Here is a 17,980-nt window from a genome sequence, read left to right as displayed (position 1 = left end):
GACAGTGTAGTCGTGTCGGGTCATGCCGCGGTGCCGAGCCGGTCGAGCGCCGCGGTGGCCGCCTCGATCCAGTAGGCCGCGCCGAGGCGGGCGGCGACGCCGGCGGCGCGCCTGTAGTGCCCGGCCGCCACGTCCGCCGGGCGGTCGAGGAGGCGGGCGAGGTCGCCGAGGATGTGCGCGACCGGGCCGACCGTGGCGATGGCGGTGGCGCCGCCGGAGAAGTGCCCCTCGTAGGGCAGGAGGCGCGCGTAGGCCTCCTCGGCCAGGGGGCGATCGCCCAGGGCCACGGCCCGGAGCCCGCGGATCGCCATGGTGAGGTCGTAGAAGTAGTCGAGCCGGACGGGCCCCGTCCCGGCGACGGCCCGCCGGGCGTCCGCGGCGCGGCCGGCGGAGGCCAGGGCGAGGGCGTACACGTCGGCGGTGGCCGCGACGTGCCCCCACTGCCCGTGCAGCCAGGCGGCCTCGTCCACCATCTCCCCGGCCCGCCCCTGGACCACCCGCAGGCAGAACGGGCCGAGGACCGCCATGCCGCGCTCGCTGAACCAGATGTTGGTCCGGCCGATGGCGCGGCCGACCTCGGCGAACGCGTGCTCCGCCTCCTCGGCCGGGGCGGTGAAGGCGCGGACGAGGCCCGCGTACCAGTCCGCGATGCTGGCGAGCAGCGGCAGCCCGTACTGGTCGGCGAGCCGCCGCCCCTCCGCGAGGTGCCGGTGCGCGGCGGGCAGGTCCAGGGCGGCGACGCTCGCCTGCTGGAGCTGCAGGTGCGCGAGGACGCGGTAGGTGCCGAGGTCGTGCTCGGTCGCCACGTCGAGCAGTTCGGAGGCGATCCGGAGGCGCTCGGCCAGGTCCTCCGCCGTCCGGTAGCGGTTGATGTAGGCGCCGTTGAGCGCGACGGCGATCAGTTCGGGGTCGTCCAGGTCGCGGGCCGTGCGCAGCGCCTCCTCGGAGGCCGTCAGGCCCCGGTCGTTCTGCTCGCCCTCCAGCTCCATGGCCAGCGTGGTCAGCAGCCGGACGCGCAGCTCCCGCTCGTCCCGCGGGAGCCGGGCGAGCGCCTCGTCGGTGGCGTCCACCACGGCGTCGTCGCGGCTGCCGTACTCGCGGCTCGTCCACAGCGTCGGGATGTCGAAGCCGACGATGATCCGGGAGAGCAGCCGGACGTCGCCGAAGGCGCGGGCCTCGGCGATGGCCGCGCGCCGCCGGTCCCGCGCGTCCACGACCTGCCCGGCGAGCGCGGTGGAGCGGATCGCGGCGGCCTCGGCCTCCAGCCGGTCCGGGGCCGCCTCCGGCCCCTGGGCGCGCAGGGTCTCCACGACGCGGACCCACAGGTCGGCCGCGGCGGCGTGCGCGTAGCGGGCCTCGGCGGCCGCGGCGGCGCGCCGCGCGTACCGGACGGCCTTGGCCGGGTCCGTGCCCGCCTCCAGGTAGTGGTGCGCGATCGCGGCGGCCTCGCCGGGGGCGTGCCGTTCGAGGGCGGCGGCGACCCGGCCGTGGAGCCGGCGCCGGCGGGCCCGCGAGACCCCGTCGTAGAGGGTGTCGCGGACGAGCGCGTGCGCGAACCGCATCCGGCCGGGCGCGGGCTCGGTGACCAGCCCGCTGCCGAGGCCGGCCTCGACGGCGTCGATCACCGTCTCCTCGTCCCCGGCCAGGTCGGACAGGACGCGCAGGTCCGCGTCCCGGCCGAGGACGGCGGCGTCCCGCAGCACGGACCGGGCCGGTCCCGGCAGCCGGGCGATGCGGCGGCGCAGCACGTCCCCGACGCCGGCCGGCACCCGGCGCGTCGCGGCGGGCAGGCCCTCGGCGTCGATGAGCCGGGCCGTCTCCCGGGTGAAGAACGGGTTGCCGCCGGTCCGCTCGGCGATCGCCGCCAGCTCCGCGTCGGCCAGGTCGGTGTCGCAGGTGCCGCGGACGAGGACGGCGACGTCGGCGGGCGACAGGCCGCCGAGCTCGATCCGCACGGGCTCGTGCCGGGCGAGGGCGGCCAGCGCGGCGGCGAGGCCGTCGGGGACCTCGGTCTGCCGGAACGTGGCGAGCAGCAGGACGGGACGGTCCCGCAGCCGCCCGGCGAGCCGGACCAGCAGGGCGAGCGTCTCCTCGTCGGCCCAGTGCAGGTCGTCCAGGACGAGCAGGAGCGGCGCCGTCTCCGCGACGCCCGCGAGGTAGTCGCCGACGGCCAGGTGGAGCCGGAACCGCCCGGTGCTCACGTCGGCGTCGCCGGGGCCGGTGACGGCGTCGTCCAGCAGCGGGCCGAGGCGCTCGGCCGGCCCGGCGGCGGGCGGCGCGGCGGCGGCCAGCTCGCGCAGCAGCTCGGCCCACGGCCAGGCCGCGGGCGCTCCCCCGGTCTCCGGGGCCCGGCCCCAGGCGCACGTCCAGCCGCGCTCGGCGAGCCGCCGCGCGAACCGTTCGGCGAGCGCGGTCTTCCCCATGCCCGCGTCGCCGCCGACGAGGGCGACGGCGGCCCGGCCCGCCTCGGCGGCGCGGGCGGCGTCCCCCAGCCTGGCCAGCTCCTCGGCGCGCCCGACGAACGCCGCCCGCTCCCGCGGTCCCGGCGCCGGCCGCAGGACGGGGCGGCTGCGCGGAGCCTCCTCCGCCCCCAGCGCGGGCGCCTGGGCCAGGATGTCGATCTCCAGGCGGCGCAGGGCCGGGCCGGGATCGACGCCCAGTTCCTCGCTCAGCGCCGCGCGGGCGCGCCGCAGGGCGGCGAGGGCGTCGCCCTGCCGTCCGGCCCGGTACAGGGCCAGGGCCAGCAGCCGCCACGCCTCCTCGCGCAGCGGGTTGCCGGCGGCGTGCGCCTCCAGGTCGGGGACGGCCTCCGCGGCGGCGGCGAGCCGGAGCATCGCCTCCGCGCGACGCTCGACGGCGAGGCGGCGGCGCTCGTCCAGCCGGGCGGCCTCGGCGGCGGCCCACGGCAGGTCCGCGAACTCGGCGTAGGCGGGCCCGCGCCACTCGGCGAGCGCGGCCTCCGCCCGGCGGCGCGCCTCCGCCGGGTCGCCGGCCAGCAGCTCGGCGGCCTCGTCGATCAGCGCGTCGAACCGCCACGCGTCGACGCCGCCGGCCGGCAGCCGGAGCGCGTACCCCGGCGGCTCGGTGACCAGGACCCGCGCGGGCGTGCGGGGCGGGCGGTCCGGTTCGAGCGCGCGGCGCAGGTGCGACACGAAGGACTGCAGGCCGGCGGCGGCCCGCGGCGGGGCCGTCCCGGCCCACAGGTCCTCCACGAGCCGGTCCGCGGTCACCATCGCGCCCCGCGCGGCGACGAGGCGCGCGAGCACGGAGCGCTGCCGGGGACCGCCGAGGTCGGCGGCAACCCCCGCCACCTCGGCGCCGAAGGCCCCGAGAACGCGTACGACAGGCGACATGTCCCGCTCAGCCTAACCGGGACATGCCGCACCATCGTGATCACTCCCCCGGTTACGCCCCGGTGGGTTCGAGCTCCCGCTCGGCCGCCCCCGCCGGTTCGGCACCGCCGTGCAGGTCGATGTCCGGCAGGACGCGGGCGAGCGGCCGCGGAAGCCACCAGTTGGCGCGCCCGAGCAGGGACATCGTGGCGGGCACCAGCACCAGCCGGACGACGGTCGCGTCCAGCGCCACGGCCACCGCGAGCCCCACCCCCATCTGCTTGATGACCAGGCCGGGATCGGCGGCGAAGCCGAGGAACACCGCCACCATGATCAGCGCCGCGCTGGAGATGACCCGCCCGGTCGCGGCGAGCCCCCGGGTCACCGAGCCGCGCGCGTCGCCGTGCCGCAGCCACTCCTCCCTGACCCGCGAGAGCAGGAAGACCTCGTAGTCCATGGACACGCCGAACAGGACCGCGAACATCAGCAGCAGGATGAACGACGACACCGGCACGCTGTGCGGGAGGCCGAGCAGCTCGGCGCCCCACCCCCACTGGAACACCGCCGTCAGCACCCCGTACGCGGCGCCGATCGACAGCAGGTTCATCGCGGCGGCCTTCAGCGGCGCCAGCAGCGACCGGAACACGATCATCAGCATGAGGAACGAGGTCGCCACCACCGCGCCGATCACCGGCCACAGCCGTTCGGACAGCATCCGGGACAGGTCCACGTAGGCGGCGGTCAGCCCGGTGATCTCCGCGTCCGGCGGCAGCGCGTCCGCGCGGATCCGGTCGACGAGGCCGGTCACCCGCTCGTCCTGCGGCCCGTACTCCGGCGTGACCATGATCACGGCGGCGTCGCGGCCCGGGGACAGCTGCGGCGGCGACACGGCCGTGACGCCGTCCGTGCGGGCGAGCCGCTCCCCCAGCCCCGGCAGGGCGCCCGGATCGGTCTTCGCCAGGTCGACCGCGACGACGAGCGGGCCGTTGGCGCCGGGCCCGAAGCCGTCCGCGACCAGGTCGTAGGCCTGCCGGACGGTGTTGGACGTCGGCTCGCTGCTCGCGTCGCTCGGCCAGGTCCGCATGCCCGCCGCGGGCGCGGCGAGAGCCAGCATCAGCACCGCCGCACCGAGCAGCCACGGCCACGGGTGCCGCCCGACGTGCCCCGCCCAGCGCCGCACCCGCGGGGAATCCACGCCGATCGCCGCGCCGGCGGCCCGGTCACGGCGGCGCAGCACCCGGCGCCCGGCGAGCCCCAGCACCGCGGGCAGCAGCGTGACGGCGCTCAGCACGGTGGCCGCGACGACCAGCCCGGTCGTGAAGCCCATCGTCATGAACACCGGGATCCGCGACAGCACCAGGCCGCACAGCGCCAGCAGCACCGTGAACCCGGCGAACAGCACCGACAGCCCGGCCGTCGCGATGGCGCGCCCCACCGCCTCGGGAACGTCGAGCCCCTCGGCCAGCCCCTCCCGGTGCCGGGTGAGGACGAACAGCGCGTAGTCGATGCCGACGCCCAGCCCGACCATGGTCGCCAGCGTCGGCGCGGTGGTCGCGACGTCGGTGACCGCGGCCACCAGCGTGATCCCCGACACGCCCACACCGAGCCCGGCCAGCGCCACCGCCAGCGGCAGCCCCGCGGCCACCACCGACCCGAACGCCAGCAGCAGGATGACGAGCGCGGCCACGATCCCGATCGCCTCGGCCACCCCGCCGGGCGCGGTCACGTTCTCCGGCACCTGGCCGCCGAACTCCACCTGGTAGCCGGCCGCGTCCAGGTTCTTCGTCGCCGACCGCAGCAGGTCCAGCGTCTCCCCGGGCTCCAGATCCGTGACCGGCACCGAGTACCGGACGGTCACCAGCGCGGTCGCGCCGCCCTTGCCGACCTGTGCCGGATCCACCGCGCTGACGTGCGGCAGCCCCCGCAGCTCCGCCGACGCCGCGTCCAGCTTCGCCCGGTCGACCGCCCCCGCCTTCGCGTGGACGACGACGCGGGCGTCCGCCCCCGACAGCGCCGGGAACCGCTCCTCCAGCAGATCGGTGGCCCGCTGCGACCCCGTCCCGGCCAGCGTGTAGTCGTCGTGCAGCGCACCCCCGGCGACCCCGGCCAGCCCGGCCATCGCCGCGACGAGCACCACCCACACGGCGATGAACCGCCAGGGCCGCACGGCGGCGGCCCTCCCCAGCCGATAAAGCAGACGGGACATCACGTCTCCCCCAAGAACGACAGTGTTCAACGCCCTAACCCTCACAAAGCCCCCTTGTCACCCACTTGCGAGCGACTTGAGGGCTCACGAGCCGACCGGGGTCCCTGGCCGAGCGGGGCCGTAGGCTTGGGGGGTGAGCGAGCTGAACGCCGAGGACGCGAAGATCATCACCCTGGCCAGGTCGGCGCGGGCGCGGGCAGGCGCCGCGGAGGGGGCCGCCGTGCGCGACGAGACCGGCCGCACCTATTCGGCGACGAGCGTGGACCTGCCGTCCCTGAAGCTCTCGGCCCTCAAGGTCGCCGTGGCGATGGCCGTCTCCAGCGGCGCCGAAGACCTGGAGGCCGCCGCCGTCGTCACCGCCGCCGAAGCACCGGACCCGTCCGACGTCACCGCCGTCCGCGACCTCGGCCCCAAGGCCCCGGTCCTGGTGGCGGGCCCCGACGGCACCGTCCGCACCACCCTCACCTGATCCGTGTCTCTGACCTGATCCGCCTCCCGGACGTGCCACTTTCGACGCTCTCGGGTTCGAAGCTCAGCCAGGGTCACGGGCAGGCGCGTGGAGCGAGTGCAGCGAGCGGGGGCGCATGCCCGTCGAGCCGGGCGACCGCAGCGACGTCACCAACCCGCACGGTCGCAGCGACCCGCGCCGTGGCGTGAGGATCGACCGGCTTGTGACGGGGGTTCCAGGGGGTCGCCCCCTGGGTCAACTTCGTGAGGAGCGACCGGCGCGTGACGGGGGGTCCAGGGGGTCGCTCGCCTGGGTGGGCCTGCTCCCCCGGACCAGCACCGTGCCCACGCGGTTGCGGCGGCCGGCTATGGTCTCCGCCTTCAGGGTCAGGGTGGGGCCGCCGTCGCCGGTGCCCACCTCGGCGGTGGAGCCTTCGATGGGGACGCGGCCCAGGGCGTGGGCGAGGAGGCCGCCGACCGTCTCGACCTCCTCGACGTCGATCTCGACGTCGAAGAGCTCGGCGAGGTCCTCGACGGGGAGGCGGGCGGTGACGCGGGCGGCGCCGTCCTCCAGCCAGGTGACGGGCGGGGTCTCCACGTCGTACTCGTCGGTGATCTCGCCGACGATCTCCTCCAGGATGTCCTCGATGGTGACGAGGCCGGCGGTGCCGCCGTACTCGTCGATGACGATCGCGACGTGGGTCTGCTGGGCCTGCATCTCGCGCAGCAGCTCGTCGATCGGCTTGCTGTCGGGGACGTAGGTGGCGGGCCGCATGACCGAGCCGACCGTCTCGGCCTCCTCGCCGCCGGGGTTCTCCTGGCTGCGGCGAACGATGTCCTTGAGGTAGGCGATGCCGACGACGTCGTCCTCGTTCTCCCCGACGACGGGGATGCGGGAGAAGCCGCTGCGCAGGGCGAGGGACATCGCCTGCCGGAGCGTCTTGCCGCGTTCGACGAACACGATGTCGGTGCGCGGGACCATCACCTCGCGGACGAGGGTGTCGCCCAGCTCGAACACCGAGTGGATCATTTCGCGCTCGACCGGTTCGATGAGGCTGCGCTGCTCGGCCAGGTCGACCAGATCGCGCAGTTCCGCCTCGGAGGCGAACGGGCCCTCCCGGAAGCCCTTGCCGGGGGTCAGCGCGTTGCCGAGCGCGATCAGCAGCCGGGGCAGCGGCCCGAACACCCGGGTCACCGGGTGGATGACGGCGGCGCCGGCGAGCGCGATCCGGTCGGCGTGCTGGATGCCGAGGGTGCGCGGCCCGACGCCGATCACCACGTAGCTCACCACGATCATGATCGCGGCGGCGGTGACGTAGGCGCGCCACGTCTCGTCCAGCCAGGAGATGCACAGGTCCGCGACGATCACGGTGGCGACGAGCTCGCAGCCGATCCGCAGGAGGAGGACCATGTTGACGTAGCGGGCCGGGTCGGCGACGACCTCGGCGAGCCGCGCGGAGCCGCGCCGCCCCTCCCGGACGACCTCCTCGACGGTGACGCGGGACACCCGGGCGAGCGCCGTCTCGGTGCCGGCCAGCAGGCCGGCCATGAAGACCAGGCCCACCGCCAGGGCGGACAGCCACGCCTGCGCGGTGCTCATCAGCCGCCGCGTTTCTCCCGCCAGGAGGTCAGGAGCCCGGCCTGCAGGCCGAACATCTCCTTGTGCTCCTCCGGCTCGGCGTGGTCGTAGCCGAGGAGGTGCAGGATGCCGTGCGCGCACAGCAGCTGCAGCTCGTCCTCGGTGCTGTGCCCGGCGTCGCGCGCCTGCCGCTCCGCGACCGCGGGGCACAGGACGACGTCGCCGAGCAGCCCGGGGTCGGTCTCGCCGTCCTCGTCGGCGCCGCCGGACATGTGGCCGGGGCGCAGCTCGTCCATGGGGAACGACAGCACGTCGGTGGGGCCGGGCTCGTCCATCCACTTCTCGTGAAGCCCGGTCATCGCGGCCTCGTCGACGAGGAGCACCGACAGCTCGGCGAGCGGGTGGACGCGCATCCCGTCCAGGACGTGCCGGGAGAGCCCGGCGAGGGCCTGCTCGTCGACCGGGACGCCGGACTCGTTCAGCACCTCGACGGTCACCGCCGCCCCCGCTTGCGGGACCCGTCGCGCGCCGCCGCGCCGCGCTTGAAGTCGGGCACCTGCTTCTCGTCGTAGCGGTTGTAGGCGTCGACGATGTCGGTGACCAGCTTGTGGCGGACGACGTCGCGGCTGTCGAGCCGGCAGAAGTGGATGTCCTCGACGCCGTCGAGGATGTCCTGCACGACGCGCAGGCCGCTCAGCTGCCCGTTCGGCAGGTCGACCTGCGTGACGTCGCCGGTGACGACGACCTTCGACCCGAACCCGAGCCGGGTGAGGAACATCTTCATCTGCTCGGGCGAGGTGTTCTGCGCCTCGTCCAGGATGATGAACGAGTCGTTCAGCGTGCGGCCGCGCATGTAGGCCAGGGGGGCGACCTCGATCGTGCCGGCGGCCATCAGCCGCGGGATCGAGTCGGGGTCGACCATGTCGTGCAGCGCGTCGTAGAGCGGGCGCAGGTACGGGTCGATCTTCTCGTAGAGCGTCCCGGGCAGGAAGCCGAGCCGCTCGCCCGCCTCCACGGCCGGGCGCGTGAGGATGATCCGGTTGACCTTCTTGTCCTGCAGCGCGCGGACGGCCTTGGCCATCGCCAGGTACGTCTTGCCGGTGCCGGCCGGGCCGATCCCGAACACGATCGTGTGCTTGTCGATCGCGTCGACGTACCGCCGCTGGTTCAGCGTCTTCGGGCGGATCGTGCGGCCGCGGCTGGACAGCACGTCCAGCGTGAGGACCTCGGCGGGACGCGCGTCGGTCTCGCCGCGCATCATCGCGAGGCTGCGCTCGACGGCGTCGGGCGTGAGCTGGGTGCCGCCCTTCAGCAGGTCGAGCATCTCGGTGAAGAGCCGGGAGACCAGGTCCGTCTCGCTCTCCGGGCCGGTCACGGTGATCTCGTTGCCGCGGACGTGGATGTCGATGTCGTCGCCGAACGCCTGCTCGATCGCGTGGAGCAGCTCGTCCCGGGAGCCCAGCAGGCTCACCATCGAATGGTCGTCCGGCACTACGATCTTGATCTGCGAGCGCGAGCCGTCGCGGTCGTCGCGCCCCGTGCGAGTTGACCTCGTGTGAGTTGATTCGACCATCAGCCGGGCCTTGCGGCCTTCGGACCTGCCTTCTGTCTGCTCCGGGTGTCGGTGCGTGCCGGTTCCATCGTACCGACGACCCCCGACGACGCGCCGACGGTTTTCCGGCGGCCGGGATCCGCTCAGCCGGGCGGCCAATTCAGGCCACGCCCGCCCAGCACGTGCGCGTGCACGTGGAACACCGTCTGGCCCGCCTGGGCGCCGGTGTTGAACACGACCCGGTAGCCGGACTCGGCGACGCCCTCGTCCACCGCGACCTGGTGCGCCTCGCGCAGCACCTCGGCGAGCAACCCGGCGTCGGAGGCGGCGAGCTCACCCACGGTGGGGTGATGGTCACGCGGGATGACCAGCACGTGCGTCGGCGCCTGCGGGTTGATGTCGCGGAACGCCACCGTCCCCGCGGACTCGCGGACGATCTTGGCGGGCACGTCCCCGGAAACGATCTTGCAGAACAGGCAGTCGGTCATCTGTCTCCCCTCGCGGGCGGTCCGCGACCGCTACGGAATCCTATCGAGACCCCCGCCGCCATGGCTTGCGGCGCCCTCCCCCGGATAGTGTTTCCGGGACCGACCTCCGGTTGCGGTCGGCATGACGACCGGGCACTGGTTAAGGTTGTCAGCTCAGGCGTACCCCCCGGTTCGCAGGGCATGGCGGCGCGCCGTGGACGGGTGGGGACGCCCCCATTCATGCCACCCGAGGGCGACCGCCCGAATGGACGGCCGGGGCCGGCAAAGGCGGCGGATAGGTGACCGAGGCAGACCGAGACATGCCCTTTCGTAAACCGAGCGACGAGGGCGCGCGTCCCACTGACGTGACCGAGACCCTCGTGGCCAGGGGCACGGCGGGAGCGGTGGCCGTCGCCTGGGACGCCGATCAAGCGGTGACCGCCCTCTACAGTGCCAACTACCGATCGCTGGTGCGGCTGGCGGCCATGCTCGTGCGGGACGCGGGGACGGCCGAGGAGGTCGTCCAGGACGCGTTCGTCGCGATGCACGGCGGCTGGCGGCGGCTGCGCGATCCCGACAAGGCGCTGTCGTACCTGCGCCAGTCGGTGGTCAACCGGTCGCGCTCGGTGCTCCGGCACCGCGCCGTCGTGGAGAAGTACGCCCCGAAGGGCCTGCCGGACGCGCCGAGTGCGGAGGCCGGCGCCATCGGGGAGCTGGAGCGGTCGGCCGTCATCGACGCGCTGTCCCGGCTTCCCGCCCGCCAGCGGGAGGCGCTCGTCCTTCGCTACTACGCCGATCTGTCCGAAGCGGAGATCGCCAACGCGATGGGCATCTCGCGCGGTGCCGTGAAGAGTCATACGGCGCGCGGAATGACCGCGCTCCGCAACGTTCTGGAGCAGTTCTCATGACCACCGACCCCCACGACGAGCACGGCGAGATCCTCCGCCGTGCCCTGCACGCGGAGGCGGACTCGGTCAACCCCGCGGGCGACGGCCTGGAGCGCATCCGGGCCCGCATAGCCGACGGCCAGGGCCGCCGGTTCGGTTTCGGACGGTTCGGCCCCGCCCGCTTCGGGTTCGACCGGTTCACCGTCAACTGGGCGCGGCCCGTGCTGGCCGTCGCCGCCGCCGTGGTGATCGCCGCGCTCGGCGTCACGGCGCCGCAGACGATCGACCTGATCCAGCAGTCCGTCGGCAACAGCGGGCCGTCCCACAACGGCGGGAACGGCACCGACGGCGACCGCACCGACGCCGGCGGGAACCCCGAGTTCCCCGCCCCGTCGTCCCCGGGCGGCAGCACGCCGGGCGGTCCCAGCAGCTCGCAGCCGCCGAGCTCCACCTCCCCGCCGGGGATGTCGTCCTGCCAGATCCCGCCGCCGGACGGCGCCACGACCGCCGCCTCGCCCGGCACCGCGGCCGCCCCGAGCCCGTCGGCCACGGCGTGCCCGAGCGACACGCCGACGCCGCCGACCTCCACGACACCGACGCCGCCGACGTCCACGACGCCCGACCCGGGCACCACGACCAACGAGCCGGCGCCGCCCACGACGAGCCCGCCCACGAAGACGTCCGAGCAGGGCGACGGGGCGTCCACCCCCTGACCGGGGCTACCAGCGCCCGGTGGCGGCCAGCAGCACGCTGGCCGCCGCGACGCCCGCCGTCGAGGTGCGCAGCACCGTCGGGCCGAGCCGGGTGACCCGCCCGCCGGCCCCGGCGAACAGCTCCAGCTCCTCCTCGGTGATCCCGCCTTCGGGGCCGACCACGAGCACGATCTCGCCGTCCGTGGGCGGCCGCACGGCGCTCAGCGGCGCCGCGGCCTCCTCGTGCAGGACGAGGGCCAGGGACGCGGCGCCGATCCGGCCGGCGACGTCGTCGGTGGACGCCGGGTCCGCCACCACCGGCAGCCGGCCGCGCCGGGCCTGCTTGCCGGCCTCCCGCGCGGCGGCGCGCCAGCGGCCGAGGGCCTTCTCGCGCCGTTCCGGCCTCCACCGGGTGACGCAGCGCGCCGCGGGCCACGGGACGATCTCGTCCACGCCGACCTCGGTCATGGTCTCGACCGCCAGCTCGCCCCGGTCGCCCTTCGGCAGGGCCTGCACGACCACGATGCGCGGCGCGGGCGGGGGCTGCCGGTGCCGGGCCAGCACGTCCAGCGTGAGGGAGGCCCGGTCGGCGGCGGTGACCACGCACTCGGCCAGCAGGCCCTCGCCGTCGGTCAGGTCGACGCGCTCACCGGGCCGCAGCCGCCGCACGGTCGCGGCGTGCCGCCCTTCGGGCCCGTCCAGCAGGACCGAGTCGCGCCGGAGCGCGTCGGTCCCGGCGAGGAAGACCGGCGGGCTCATGCGGTCTCCGTTCGCTCACGGGCGATCCCCGGTGCCGCCCTGCTCGGTGTCGCCGCGGCGGCCCTCCCGGTAGGCCTCCGCCACTGCGCTTCAGTGCTGGTTGAACACGTCCTTGATGCGGGAGAACACCCCGCTGCGCTGCCCGGGGGCGAACTTGCCGGGCGGGCGCTCCTCGCCGCGCAGCGCCGCCAGGCGGCGGAGCAGGTCCTCCTGCTCCTCGTCGAGCCGGTTCGGCGTCTCCACGTTCACATGGATCATCAGGTCGCCGCGGCCGCTCTCGTTGAGGTGCCGGACGCCCCGGTTGTAGAGCGTGATGACCTGCCCCGACTGCGTGCCGGGCTTGATGTCGACGCTCTCGGCCGCGTCCAGCGTCTCGATCGTGACGCTGGTGCCGAGCGCCGCCGCCGTCATCGGGATCTCGACCGTGCAGTGCAGGTCGTCGCCCTCCCGCTCGAAGATCGGGTGCGGCTTCTCCACGATCTCCAGGAACAGGTCGCCGGGCGGGCCGCCGCCGGGGCCGACCTCGCCCTCGCCGGCGAGCTGGATGTGGATGCCGTTCTCCACGCCCGCGGGGATCTTGACCTTGACGGTGCGCCGGGTGCGGACCCGGCCGTCACCGGAGCACTCGGTGCACGGGTTGCGGATCAGCGAGCCGAAGCCGCCGCACGCCGGGCACGGCCGGGCCGTCATGACCTGACCGAGGAACGAGCGCTGGACCTGCTGCACCTCGCCGCGCCCGTGGCAGGTGTCGCACGTCTCCGGGTGCGTGCCGGGCGCGCAGCCCGACCCCTCGCACGTCGCGCAGGCGACCGCGGTGTCGATGGACAGCTCCCGGGTCGTGCCGAACGCGGTCTCGGCGAGGTCGAGCTCGACCCGCAAGGTCGCGTTCCGGCCGCGCCGCGCCCGCGACCGGGGGCCGCGCGAGGTCGCCGTGCCGAAGAAGGCGTCCATGATGTCGCTGAACGGGAACCCGGCGCCGCCGAACCCGCCGGCGCCCGCCCCGCCCGCGGCCGCGAACGGGTCCGCGCCGAGGTCGTACATCTCGCGCTTCTTGGGGTCGGAGAGCACCTCGTAGGCCTGGGTGATCTCTTTGAACTTCTCCTGGGTCTCCGGATCCGGGTTGACGTCCGGGTGGAGTTCCCGCGCGAGCCGGCGGTAGGCCTTCTTGACCTCGTCGGCGCTGGCGTCCCGCCGGACGCCGAGGGTCGCGTAGTAGTCGTTCGCCACTTACGACCCCGCCAGGATCTGTCCCACGTAGCGTGCCACTGCCCGTACCGCTCCCATCGTGCTGGGGTAATCCATGCGTGTCGGCCCGAGCACTCCCAGCCGGGCCAAGGTGAGGTCGCCCACCCCGTAGTCGGCGGCGACGACCGACGTCGACTTGAGCCCCTGGTCGGGGTTCTCGGTGCCGATCCGCACCGTAACTGTAGAGGAGTCGCCGGTCTCTCCGAGCAGCCGCATGAGGACGACCTGTTCCTCCAGCGCCACGAGCACCTCCCGCAGGCTCTGCGAGAAGTCCACGGCGGCGAGGTTGGCCGCGCCGGCGAAGACGATCTTCTCCTCGTGCTTCTCGACGAGCGTCTCCAGCAGGACCGACAGGACCGCCGCGGCGACCGGCCGGTCGTCCGGGCCCACCCTGTCGGGCAGGTCCGCGACGGCCGCCGGGACGTCGCCGAGGCCCAGCCCGTCCAGGCATGTGTTCAGCAACGCCCGCAGGTGCCCGATCGATTCCTCGGAGATCGGCCCGGTCTCGATGACGCGCTGCTCGACCCGCCCGGTGTCGGTGATCAGGACGAGCAGCAGCCGGCCCTCGGCGACCGGGACCAGTTCCACGTGCCGCACCGTCGAGCGGGTCAGCGACGGGTACTGCACCACGGCGACCTGCCGCGTCAGCTGCGCCAGCAGCCGGACCGTGCGGCCGACGACGTCGTCGAGGTCGTACGCGCCGGACAGGAACGTCTCGATGGCGCGCCGCTCCGCGACCGACAGCGGCTTGATCGTGGACAGCCGGTCGACGAACAGCCGGTAGCCCTTGTCCGTGGGGACCCGCCCGGCACTGGTGTGCGGCTGGGCGATGTAGCCCTGCTCTTCCAGGACCGCCATGTCGTTGCGGATGGTCGCCGGCGACACGCCGAGGTTGTGCCGGTCCGCGAGCGCCTTGGAGCCGACCGGCTCGTTGGTGGACACGTAGTCCTCGACGATGGCGCGCAGGACCGCGAGCTTCCGGTCGTCCAGCACGTTTCCCACCTCCTTCGTCGGCCGGGTGCGCCGCTGGCACTCCATACTCCCGAGTGCCAAGTGTACGGCCCCGGGAGGCCCTCCGGCGTGCCCGCGGCCGCCCCGTGCGGCTGCGCGATCCTATCCGTATCGGACGTCCGCGCCACGCCGAGGAACGAGGGACGACGCCGCGCGGGCGTCCCGCCGGGTTAATGTGCGGACCCGTGCGGAGTAAGAACTACGGAAACGACGTGCTGGCCGGCGACTGGCGCAGGCCCCGCAAGGGGCTGATCCCGGAGGTCCCGGCCGAGCCGGGGCTCGTCGCCGAGGACCCCGACAGCGGTTTCTGCGGCGCCGTGGTCGCCTGCGACAAGTCCGGCGTCACCCTGGAGGACCGGTTCGGCAAGCGGCGGGTGTTCCCGCTGACGAAGTCCGGGTTCCTCATCGACGGCAGGCCGGTGACGCTGGTCCGGCCGGAGGCCGCGCCCAGGGAGCCGGCGCGTTCGGCGTCCGGGTCCATCGCCGTCCAGGGGCTCCGGGCGCGGGTGGCCCAGGAGAGCCGCATCTACGTGGAGGGCGTCCACGACGCCGAGCTGGTCGAGAAGATCTGGGGCCACGACCTGCGCGTGGAGGGCGTCGTCGTGGAGTACCTCGAAGGCGTGGACGACCTGCCCGCCATCGTCGAGGAGTTCGCGCCGGACGAGGGGCGCCGCCTCGGAGTCCTCGTCGACCACCTCGTGGACGGCTCCAAGGAGTCGCGCATCGCCGCTCGGGTCACCTCCCCGCACGTGCTCGTGACCGGCCACCCGTTCATCGACATCTGGGAGGCCGTCAAGCCCGCGGCCGTGGGCATCGGCGCCTGGCCCCGCATCCCCCGCGGCGTCCCCTGGAAAGAGGGCGTCATCGCCGAGCTCGGCTGGGGCGACGACACCGGCGCCGCCTGGAAGCGGATCCTCGCCTCGGTGGACACCTACACCGACCTCGAACCGGCCCTCCTGGGCCGGGTGGAGGAACTCATCGACTTCGTCACGGCGCCCTAGGCCAGGTCTCGGAGGACGGCGTCGGCCAGGAGGCGCCCCTTCTGGGTGAGGACGGCGCGGCCCTGCTGGTAGGGCGCGGGCTCTATCAGGCCGTCGTCGATCGCCCTGCGGACGGACTTGTCGTCCAGGAGGGTGGCGGGGCAGCCCTGCGCCAGGCGCAGTTCGAGCATGATGCGCTCGAAGCGGCGGTCGTCGTCGTCCAGGATCTCCCTGGCGTGCGCGGGCGTGGTGCCCTCGGCGAGGCGGGCGGCGTACGCGGCGGGATGCTTGACGTTCCACCACCGGGTGCCGCCGACGTGGCTGTGGGCGCCCGGCCCGACGCCCCACCAGTCGGCGCCCGTCCAGTAGAGCATGTTGTGGCGGCAGGCGGCGCGGGGGTCGGCGGCCCAGTTGGAGATCTCGTACCAGTGCAGGCCGTGCGCGCTGAACAGCTCGTCGGCGATCAGGTAGCGGTCGGCCATGGCGTCGTCGTCCGGGGCGGCCAGCTCGCCGCGCCTCACCTGGGCCGCAAGGCGGGTGCCCTCCTCGACGATGAGCGCGTAGGCCGAGACGTGGTCGGGCTCCGCCGCCAGCGCCGCCTCCACGGACGCCCTCCAGTCGTCGTCGGTCTCCCCCGGCGTCCCGTAGATGAGGTCGAGGTTGACGTGCTCGAACCCCGCCTTGCGCGTCCACTCGACGACCTGCGGGACCCGTCCGGGCGTGTGCGTGCGCTCCAGGACGGCCAGGACGTGCTCGCGCGCGCTTTGCATCCCGTAGGAGACGCGCGTGAAACCGGCCTCGCGCAACCGGTGGAGGTACGCCTCGTCCACCGACTCGGGGTTGGCCTCCGTGGTGACCTCCGCGCCCGGGGCTAGGCCGAACTCCGCGTCGACGGCCGCGAGGACGCGGCCCAGATCGTCCGGCGGGAGCAGGGTGGGGGTGCCGCCGCCCACGAAGACCGTCTCCACGGGCAGGTCCACGTCGCCGAGGACCCGACGCGCCATCCGGACCTCGCCGATGGCGGTGGCGGCGTAGGAGTCGCGGCTCGCGCCCGGCCCGAGCTCCGTCGCCGTGTAGGTGTTGAAGTCGCAGTACCCGCAGCGCGTCACGCAGAACGGGACGTGCACGTAGAAAGCGAACGGCCGCTCCCCCAGCCCCTCCAAGGCGCTGGCGGGCAGCGCACCGTCCGCCGGTACTGGGTCACCATCAGGAAGCGTCGAGGGCACCCCTCAAGTCTGCCCCGCCGCGGGGGCTGCTCCGTCCGGTCAGGCCTCGCCGAGCTTGGCGCGGAGCCAGTCCGGGATGTGCTCGTCCGCGCGGGGGAAGCGGTCGAGGTCCAGGGCGTAGGCGGACGGCGCGAGGGGCGGGGTGAACTCGGGCTCGCCGTCGTAGTCGAACTCGGCGCTGAAATGGCCGGAGCGCTCGACCTGGAGGCGCGCGGTGAACCACGCGCCCTTGTCGGCCCGGTACATCACGCGGCGCAGCTCGTCCATCCGCCCGACGGCCTGGCCGGGCGGCAGGGCCGTGCGGCGCCCGCCGCCGGCGTCCTCGACCTCGAAGGAGGCGCTGTCGATGCCGACCGTCGCGCGGAACTCGAAGTCGAGCCGCTCCCAGCCCGCGGGGGCGGCGGCGCGCAGCGCGCGGACGGCGCCGTTCACCGTCTCCCGCTCCTTTTCGGATCGCAGAACCTGCTCGGGCTGGGTCACGCTGCCTCCGGAGGACTGTCGCGGTCGGTTGATCAGGCACGCTACCCGTCCGACCGTACCGGCGAACACCGCCACGCCCGGCGGCGGGCGCCCGTGTCGCCCCGGCGGACGCGGCCGCGGGGCCGCGCGACCGCCTGAGCGACCATGATGAATGCGGATAAAGTCATCCGGATGCGGAACGAGGGTGTGGCCGGGCGTGACCGGGTGCCCGCGCGGGTGGTGGTGCGCGGGGAACCGGACGGGTGGCACTGCGTGGTGGTCGACGGCGCGGGCGCCGAGCAGCGCTCCGACTTCGCCGGGGCCGGGACGCGCTGGTCGGCCGGCGGGCGCGGCGACCCGGAGCCGGCGTGGTGGCGCCGCCGGCTCGCCGAGACGGCCGAGGGCCTGCGGGAGGCCGTCGCCGAGCGGCTGACCGACGCGACCTTCCGCGAGTTCGGCGCGGAGTCGGTGATCACCTGGTTCGCGGTGGAGGACCCCGTCGAGTGGGAGGGGATCGTCACGCTCCGGGAGGCCGACCCGGCCCGGTTCCCCGGGCGGGTGCCGCCGTTCGTGATCACGCTGGAGCCGGGCCGCGGGGCCCTGCTGCCGGACGCGAACCTGCTGTTCTCCACCCGCGCCGCGGACGCCTGGACGACCCTCGGCGCGGTCGCCGAGCGCTGCGGCACCCGCCCGCCGAAGACGTCGTTCCTGTGCGGCTGGGCCGACCACCGCAGCGTCCGGGTGGGGCGCGGGACGCTCGCGCTGTCCACCGGCCGCGGCGAGGACGGCGTGGAGCGGCTCGCCGAGATCTTCGGGACGCGGGCGGCGGGCTGGAGCGGCAACCCGGAGATGCGGTTCCGGCTCGACGGCGTCGACCTGCTCGACGAGCCCGCCCGCGACGTCGTCACGCTGCTGCGGGAGCTCGGCCACGAGATCGTCCGGCGCGGCCGGACCGTCCGGCTGGCCGCCTCGGGCCTCACCCTGTACGAGCCCGACCGGCCCGGCCCCGCGGACCGGTTCACCGGAGTGGCGCTGCGGCTGCCCGACGCGCTCGCGCCGCTGTGGGCCGGATCCTGACGGCCCGGTCGCGACGGCCGCGCCCCGGCGCGCACGAAGCCGACACCCACAGGGGACCGTG

16 protein-coding genes are annotated in these 17,980 nt (G+C 74.6%); 5 read left to right on the top strand and 11 right to left on the bottom strand.

Going from position 1 to position 17,980, the window contains the following annotated elements; genetic code table 11:
* Window positions 1-20: 20 nt before the first annotated feature.
* Together K8Z49_RS44265 and K8Z49_RS44260 are read right to left on the bottom strand one after the other, a co-directional pair.
* A complete protein-coding gene (locus tag K8Z49_RS44265; RefSeq protein ID WP_412516943.1) occupies window positions 21-3,353 on the bottom strand; it encodes a BTAD domain-containing putative transcriptional regulator in 3,333 nt (1,110 codons plus the stop codon).
* Window positions 3,354-3,405: 52 nt separating this feature from the next.
* A complete protein-coding gene (locus K8Z49_RS44260; protein WP_412516942.1) occupies window positions 3,406-5,538 on the bottom strand; it encodes an MMPL family transporter in 2,133 nt (710 codons plus the stop codon).
* A 133-nt stretch (window positions 5,539-5,671) separates the two neighbouring features.
* Here K8Z49_RS44260 and K8Z49_RS44255 point away from each other — a divergent pair, with 133 nt between their 5' ends.
* Window positions 5,672-6,007, top strand: a complete 336-nt coding sequence (locus K8Z49_RS44255; protein ID WP_111832996.1) for a cytidine deaminase — start codon at window positions 5,672-5,674, stop codon at window positions 6,005-6,007.
* Window positions 6,008-6,241: 234 nt separating this feature from the next.
* Here the strand turns inward: K8Z49_RS44255 and K8Z49_RS44250 are convergent, their stop codons facing one another.
* The 4 genes from K8Z49_RS44250 to K8Z49_RS44235 form a co-directional block, all read right to left on the bottom strand.
* Window positions 6,242-7,585, bottom strand: coding sequence for a hemolysin family protein (locus K8Z49_RS44250; protein ID WP_021597203.1), 1,344 nt, complete (start codon window positions 7,583-7,585; stop codon window positions 6,242-6,244).
* Window positions 7,585-8,061, bottom strand: coding sequence for an rRNA maturation RNase YbeY (ybeY, locus tag K8Z49_RS44245; protein WP_412516941.1), 477 nt, complete (start codon window positions 8,059-8,061; stop codon window positions 7,585-7,587). Before ybeY ends, K8Z49_RS44250 begins: the two co-directional genes overlap by 1 nt.
* A complete protein-coding gene (locus K8Z49_RS44240) occupies window positions 8,058-9,137 on the bottom strand; it encodes a PhoH family protein (protein WP_024934607.1) in 1,080 nt (359 codons plus the stop codon). The genes ybeY and K8Z49_RS44240 overlap by 4 nt, the downstream gene beginning before the upstream one ends.
* Before the next feature lie 122 nt (window positions 9,138-9,259).
* Window positions 9,260-9,604 carry a histidine triad nucleotide-binding protein gene (locus K8Z49_RS44235; protein ID WP_021597206.1) on the bottom strand — a complete coding sequence of 115 codons (345 nt, stop codon included), beginning with the start codon at window positions 9,602-9,604 and terminating at the stop codon, window positions 9,260-9,262.
* 299 nt (window positions 9,605-9,903) lie between these two features.
* Here K8Z49_RS44235 and K8Z49_RS44230 point away from each other — a divergent pair, with 299 nt between their 5' ends.
* Complete coding sequence (locus K8Z49_RS44230) at window positions 9,904-10,491, top strand: SigE family RNA polymerase sigma factor (RefSeq protein WP_052357332.1); 588 nt, start codon at window positions 9,904-9,906, stop codon at window positions 10,489-10,491.
* On the top strand, window positions 10,488-11,183 hold the full coding sequence (locus K8Z49_RS44225) for a hypothetical protein (protein ID WP_412516940.1): 696 nt from the start codon (window positions 10,488-10,490) through the stop codon (window positions 11,181-11,183). The genes K8Z49_RS44230 and K8Z49_RS44225 overlap by 4 nt, the downstream gene beginning before the upstream one ends.
* Window positions 11,184-11,189: 6 nt before the next feature.
* On the opposite strand, the gene K8Z49_RS44220 is transcribed toward K8Z49_RS44225, so the two are convergent.
* The 3 genes from K8Z49_RS44220 to hrcA form a co-directional block, all read right to left on the bottom strand.
* On the bottom strand, window positions 11,190-11,921 hold the full coding sequence (locus K8Z49_RS44220; RefSeq protein ID WP_412516939.1) for a 16S rRNA (uracil(1498)-N(3))-methyltransferase: 732 nt from the start codon (window positions 11,919-11,921) through the stop codon (window positions 11,190-11,192).
* Window positions 11,922-12,011: 90 nt separating this feature from the next.
* Window positions 12,012-13,148: a molecular chaperone DnaJ gene (gene dnaJ, locus K8Z49_RS44215; protein ID WP_021597210.1), complete on the bottom strand. Its 1,137-nt coding sequence runs from the start codon at window positions 13,146-13,148 to the stop codon at window positions 12,012-12,014.
* Complete coding sequence (gene hrcA, locus K8Z49_RS44210; protein ID WP_024934608.1) at window positions 13,149-14,159, bottom strand: heat-inducible transcriptional repressor HrcA; 1,011 nt, start codon at window positions 14,157-14,159, stop codon at window positions 13,149-13,151. It lies immediately after the preceding gene.
* A gap of 203 nt (window positions 14,160-14,362) precedes the next feature.
* Here hrcA and K8Z49_RS44205 point away from each other — a divergent pair, with 203 nt between their 5' ends.
* Complete coding sequence (locus tag K8Z49_RS44205) at window positions 14,363-15,178, top strand: DUF3097 domain-containing protein (RefSeq protein ID WP_412516938.1); 816 nt, start codon at window positions 14,363-14,365, stop codon at window positions 15,176-15,178.
* Here the strand turns inward: K8Z49_RS44205 and hemW are convergent.
* Window positions 15,175-16,383, bottom strand: a complete 1,209-nt coding sequence (gene hemW / locus K8Z49_RS44200) for a radical SAM family heme chaperone HemW (protein WP_024934610.1) — start codon at window positions 16,381-16,383, stop codon at window positions 15,175-15,177. The two genes, K8Z49_RS44205 and hemW, sit on opposite strands and share 4 nt — an antisense overlap.
* A 39-nt stretch (window positions 16,384-16,422) precedes the next feature.
* Window positions 16,423-16,863 (bottom strand): hypothetical protein, encoded by a 441-nt coding sequence (locus K8Z49_RS44195; RefSeq protein WP_075019723.1) that lies wholly within the window; start codon window positions 16,861-16,863, stop codon window positions 16,423-16,425.
* A gap of 171 nt (window positions 16,864-17,034) precedes the next feature.
* Between K8Z49_RS44195 and K8Z49_RS44190 the strand changes: the two genes are divergently transcribed.
* The gene (locus tag K8Z49_RS44190; RefSeq protein ID WP_024934611.1) at window positions 17,035-17,919 is read left to right on the top strand and encodes a hypothetical protein; all 885 of its coding nucleotides are present in this window, start codon (window positions 17,035-17,037) and stop codon (window positions 17,917-17,919) included.
* The last annotated feature ends 61 nt before the right edge of the window (window positions 17,920-17,980 follow it).

It is taken from the genome of Actinomadura madurae (assembly GCF_047130825.1).
In the GTDB taxonomy this organism is placed as follows: Bacteria; Actinomycetota; Actinomycetes; order Streptosporangiales; family Streptosporangiaceae; genus Spirillospora; species Spirillospora madurae.
Note: the sequence above shows the minus strand (reverse complement) of the source record. Positions and strands in the feature narration are given on the sequence as shown.